At 39.8% G+C, this 4,793-nt stretch carries 4 protein-coding genes and 1 pseudogene; all 5 read right to left on the bottom strand.

Features of this window, described 5'->3' with window-relative positions; all coding sequences use genetic code 11:
- A pseudogene (locus QZ565_RS08205) lies at nucleotides 1-189 on the bottom strand (helicase SNF2); the annotation flags it as partial.
- Nucleotides 190-281: 92 nt separating this feature from the next.
- Nucleotides 282-1,448, bottom strand: coding sequence for a MalY/PatB family protein (locus QZ565_RS08200; protein WP_295528068.1), 1,167 nt, complete (start codon nucleotides 1,446-1,448; stop codon nucleotides 282-284).
- A gap of 7 nt (nucleotides 1,449-1,455) precedes the next feature.
- Nucleotides 1,456-2,550, bottom strand: a complete 1,095-nt coding sequence (locus QZ565_RS08195) for a cystathionine gamma-synthase (protein WP_261076744.1) — start codon at nucleotides 2,548-2,550, stop codon at nucleotides 1,456-1,458.
- A gap of 164 nt (nucleotides 2,551-2,714) precedes the next feature.
- Entirely contained in the window at nucleotides 2,715-3,170 is a 456-nt protein-coding gene (locus tag QZ565_RS08190) for a hypothetical protein (protein ID WP_295528062.1), read from the bottom strand.
- Between the two features lie 319 nt (nucleotides 3,171-3,489).
- On the bottom strand, nucleotides 3,490-4,793 hold a 1,304-nt coding region (locus QZ565_RS08185), incomplete at its 5' end, for an ABC transporter substrate-binding protein (RefSeq protein WP_295528058.1).

Here is a 4,793-nt window from a genome sequence, read left to right as displayed (position 1 = left end):
GCAGTAACCTCTTTTTTGGAAAAAATCGCAAGCACAAAAAACCAGATCATCCTCTAAACTGTAGCGCAAGTCTTCTCCCGCCACACGAGTATAGAGGCGATTCCCTTTTTCCTTGATAATCTCAATGTTGCCTGTTTCAGAGAGTGTAACACCCTCCATACGCAACTTCCCCGGAATCAATTTAGCCATATTTCTACCTTTACCTTATCTTTTTATTATACCATATTTTCCTCTATGAAAATAGCCTCCTAGGAAGACTTTTCCCCTAGAAGGCTGGATTTTTAAAGTTTGGCAAAAGTCGCCACAATCCGCTGACAAACTTCTTGCAACAGAGGTTTAGGCATGGCTACATTGAGGCGGGCATGGAGACTTCCTTCCTCCCCAAAATCCAAACCACGGTTGAGGATAACCTTAGCTTCATTTCTCAACAGCTCTTGCAATCTTTCATCAGTCAGGTCATAGGCTGAAAAATCAAGCCAAATCAAGTAGGTTCCTTGCGGTTTCATGACCTTGATTTTAGTCTCTTTTCCAAATACATCTACCACATAATTGATGTGGTCTTCAAAGACTTGCTTGAGTTCCTCTAACCAATCCTTACCATAGCGATAGGCAGCTTCTGTCGCCAAATAACCCAAACCTGAAATTTCATGTTGATTATTAGCCAACTGGCGTTTCTGGTAAGCCAGTCTCAACTTAGGATTTTCAATAACTGCATAGGAATTTTTTGTCCCAGCAATGTTAAAGGTTTTAGTGGCACTGCTCAAGACAATCGCAAAATCTTTGAAGGCAGGATTAATGGTATTGAAGGAATGATGCTTGTGACCAAAGAGGGCCAAATCTTGGTGAATCTCATCTGAAACCAAGAAAACACCGTGTTTTTGGCAGAGTTGGCCAATCTTCTCCAACACTTCCTTTTCCCAAACACGTCCACCAGGATTGTGAGGGTTGCAAAGAATATAAAGTTTGACATCCTCTTCTACCAAATCCTTCTCCAGTTGATCAAAGTCAATCTCAAACAGACCATCCTTTTCCACCAAAGAATTAGTAATCAATCTGCGGTTGTTCAACTTGACACTACGTGCAAAGGGTGGATAGACAGGTGTGTTAATCAAAACCGCCTCGCCTTCTTTTGTAAAGGCTTGAATAGCTGTTGAGATGGCTGGTACCACACCCTCGATAAAGACAAGAGCCTCTTTGTCAAAGTGGTAACCGTGTTGTGTGGCTTCCCACTTTTGAACTTCCTTAATTAACTCTTCACTGGCATAGGTATAGCCATAAACCAGTTGATCAGCGTAAGTTTGCACAGCTTGGCGGATTTCAGGCAAGACTACAAAGTCCATATCCGCTATCCAAGCTGGTAGGACTTCACTATCCGTTTCTGCTTCTTTCCATTTATAGGTATGGTGCCCTAAACGATTGGGCAGGCTTGTAAAATCATATTTTCCCATCTTTATCTTATCCTTCCAAGGCTTGGCGCAAATCTGCAATCAAATCTCTAGCATCCTCAATCCCAATCGACAAACGCAAGAGGTCATCTGTCAAACCATAAGAATGGCGCACTTCTGCTGGAATATCAGCGTGAGTTTGCGTCGTTGGATAAGTGATCAGACTCTCCACTCCACCCAAACTTTCCGCAAAAGAGAAGACCTTGAGGCTGTTTAAAATGTGAGGAATGCGTGTTTCATCCGCTACTTTAAAGGAAATCATGCCTCCACGACCAGTGTAGAGAACTTCCTTAACTGCTGGAGAATCCTTCAAAAAGGCGACCACTTCTTGGGCGTTAGCTGTTGAGCGCTCCATACGAAGAGACAAGGTCTTGAGACCACGAATCAATTGATAACTGTCAAATGGAGACAAGACTGCCCCTGTCGTATTGAGATTGTAGCAAAGCTTTTCGTATAATTCTACACTATTGGTCACAACAACTCCAGCCAAGACATCATTGTGGCCTGCTAGATACTTGGTTGCTGAATGGAGAACGATATCTGCTCCATCTTCAATCGGACGTTGGTAGATAGGGCTGTAAAAGGTATTGTCCACCACCACTTTGGCACCCTTAGCATGAGCCAATTTTGCTAGTTTTTCGATATCAAATTCCAACATCAAGGGATTGGTTGGTGTTTCGATATAGAGAACATCCACGTCCTTTTCTAACTCAGCAATCAACTCTTCTTCTGTATTGGCATAGGTAAAATGGAAACGGCCTTCCTGCTCCACTTGATTAAACCAGCGGAAAGAACCTCCATAAAGGTCACGTACTGCCAAAACCTTACTTCCTACTGGAAAGACGCTAAAAGCTAACACAATGGCTGACATCCCTGAGCTAGTCGCTAGGGCATAGTCTGCTGACTCAATAGCCGCCAAGACTTCCTCCGCCTTACTGCGAGTTGGGTTTTTAGTACGCGTATAGTCAAATCCAGTAGACTGACCGAACTCTGGATGCTGATAAGTTGTTGAAAAATGAAGCGGTGTCACCAATGCACCTGTCGCTTCATCTGATTTGATACCCGCCTGGGCCAAAATTGTGTTGATGTGTAATTCCTTGCTCATACAATACCTCCAAATCTATAGTAACTATTGTACCACTTATTTTCATCAACTCATTTTCTTCTTTTCAAGAGCTAGTTATAGTTTCAAACTATATACTTATCGAGTAAAGCTAAAAAGAATCCAGAAAAGCTTCCAGATTCTTTTGTGAAAATGATTGCTAGAGTTTACTTTGACTGAAAGAAATCCTGTTGGGCTAAATAGTCATAATGGTCTTTATTAAATTGATACTGGCCCACATGCTGACTAATCTGACCGACATCCACGGAAAAAATATAGACTTCATTTTGATAGTTCCAATTCAGCCTAACTGTATTCAAGACTGTCTTATAAGTAAAATCTTGAACTTGATTCCAAGGCATCTCAAGGACTTGATTAGAGCGATTTTCAGTTATATCACTGATGTCCATCAAGTAGATTCCCTTAGGTGTGAATGCCAGAATCTTAGGCTTCACACTCGACTGAACATAGTAGGAACCACCTATAATGAAAAAATCAATAAAGGATTTCAAGCATGTCTTTTTCTTGAAAGCCATCAGAAAATTCTTTTGTCCTTCAATGTGGCAAGTTGAGAGAAATGATTCAATCTGTTTTTCTGTTGCAAACTCCATAATAGCGCCCATGATGATACCTCCATAACGATTAGTAAACAGGCAGATAAGAACTCTTCACATAAAAGAAGAACTTATCATTTGTTTTGTTGCATTTTATCTTACTTTTTCAGTAAATAACATCCCTCCTATAAAATCGTTCTAGCATGTGCATACTTCAGTTAACACTGGGTAGATTTTCGAAAATAATTTCTCACGTTTTTGTTATATTCATTATAACATAAATTTAATAAACCAATTAAAAAATGTAAGCATTTTCTTCCAAATTTGCCATCATTCTATTAAAAAACGACAGCTTCTTTCGAAACCATCGTTTTTTCTTGAAAAATTCTTATTTGACATGTTTTGCCAATTCTTCTTGGGCTTTTTTATTGGATTCTTCTTTTTCTTTCAGCCATTTTTCTTTGGCTTTTTCATATTCATCTTTTGTGACTGTTTTATCTTGTACTTTGAGGTATTTATATGATTCAACCCCTTTATTACCAGCCAATGAATATGGTGTTGAGAAAGGAACAATTTTTCTCAATGTTGGTGTTCCGCCTAGTGAAACATTTGGAATTGCTAGAGAGCTATCTACCAACCAAGCTTGGGCATCCGCATATTTTTCATAACGTTTAGCCGGCTCTTGCTCCTTATTAGCTTCTTCCAACATTTGAGTGTAGACATCCAATCCAACAGCCTTGGCCTTGTCATTGGCTTCACCTGGCTCTATACCTAGATTTTGCATCAAACCACCAGAATTAACGTTAAAGACGTCAAGATAGGTTGATGGATCTTGATAGTCTGGACTCCAACCACCGTTGTAAAGATCATAATCCTTCTGAGCTGCAGTCTGAGCAAGATAACCTGAACTCTCATAGTCTTCTGTAGAAAGTTGGTGAACATCAATGACAACATTTTCTGCACCTAAGACAGATTCTATTGATTGCTTCATGGAATTGATTCCTTGAATTTCTGCCTTATTGGTCAAATCTACAGTTTTATCTAAGTGGATAGGGAATTGGACTCCTTTGGCTTGGAGTTCTTTCTTAGCTTCAGCAAATTTAGCTTTAGCTTTTTCTGGATTGTAGTATGGATCTTGGGCATCCGCAAAGTTGATTCCTTGCCATTCCTTACCATAATTCACCATCTTAGAGGCCACTACTTCACCAAAGTCTTTGCCGTTGATACTTACGAAGTTTGGAGGAACGACTAGGTTACGCAAAATCTTAGTTGCACCATCCTCTCCTTGAGATTGAGCCCCGTATGCTGTACGGTCATAGGCAAAGTTAATGGCTTGACGGAAGTTTTTATTAAGAACCGCTTCCTGAGTCGATTTCTTTTCAGCATCACTTGTCTTGGAAGTGAATTTATAAGATTTTCTATCTAGGTTAAAGTTTAAGAAATAAGAAGTGGCATCTTGCAAGCTATAGATGATATTGTCCTTATTCTTTTCTTTAATACCTTCAAAGCTTGCACTATTTGGATAAAGGCGAGCATAACTATAAGCTCCCTCAACAAAGTTACGAGCTAGTGCATCTTGGTCACTACCATCATAATAAGCCAATTTCACATCATCTACAAAGACATTTTTAGCATCCCAGTAGTTCGGATTTTTCTTGAATTCAATGACAGATTTTGAAACAAAGGATTTCC

Source organism: uncultured Streptococcus sp., assembly GCF_915066115.1.
GTDB lineage: Bacteria > Bacillota > Bacilli > Lactobacillales > Streptococcaceae > Streptococcus.
This window is presented reverse-complemented; position numbering and strand designations above follow the sequence as displayed.

Coding starts and splice junctions, on each gene's coding strand:
- QZ565_RS08190 (WP_295528062.1), bottom strand. CDS start 3,170: ATGGGCGCTATTATGGAGTTTGCAACAGAAAAACAGATTGAATCATTT.
- QZ565_RS08200 (WP_295528068.1), bottom strand. CDS start 1,448: ATGGGAAAATATGATTTTACAAGCCTGCCCAATCGTTTAGGGCACCAT.
- QZ565_RS08195 (WP_261076744.1), bottom strand. CDS start 2,550: ATGAGCAAGGAATTACACATCAACACAATTTTGGCCCAGGCGGGTATC.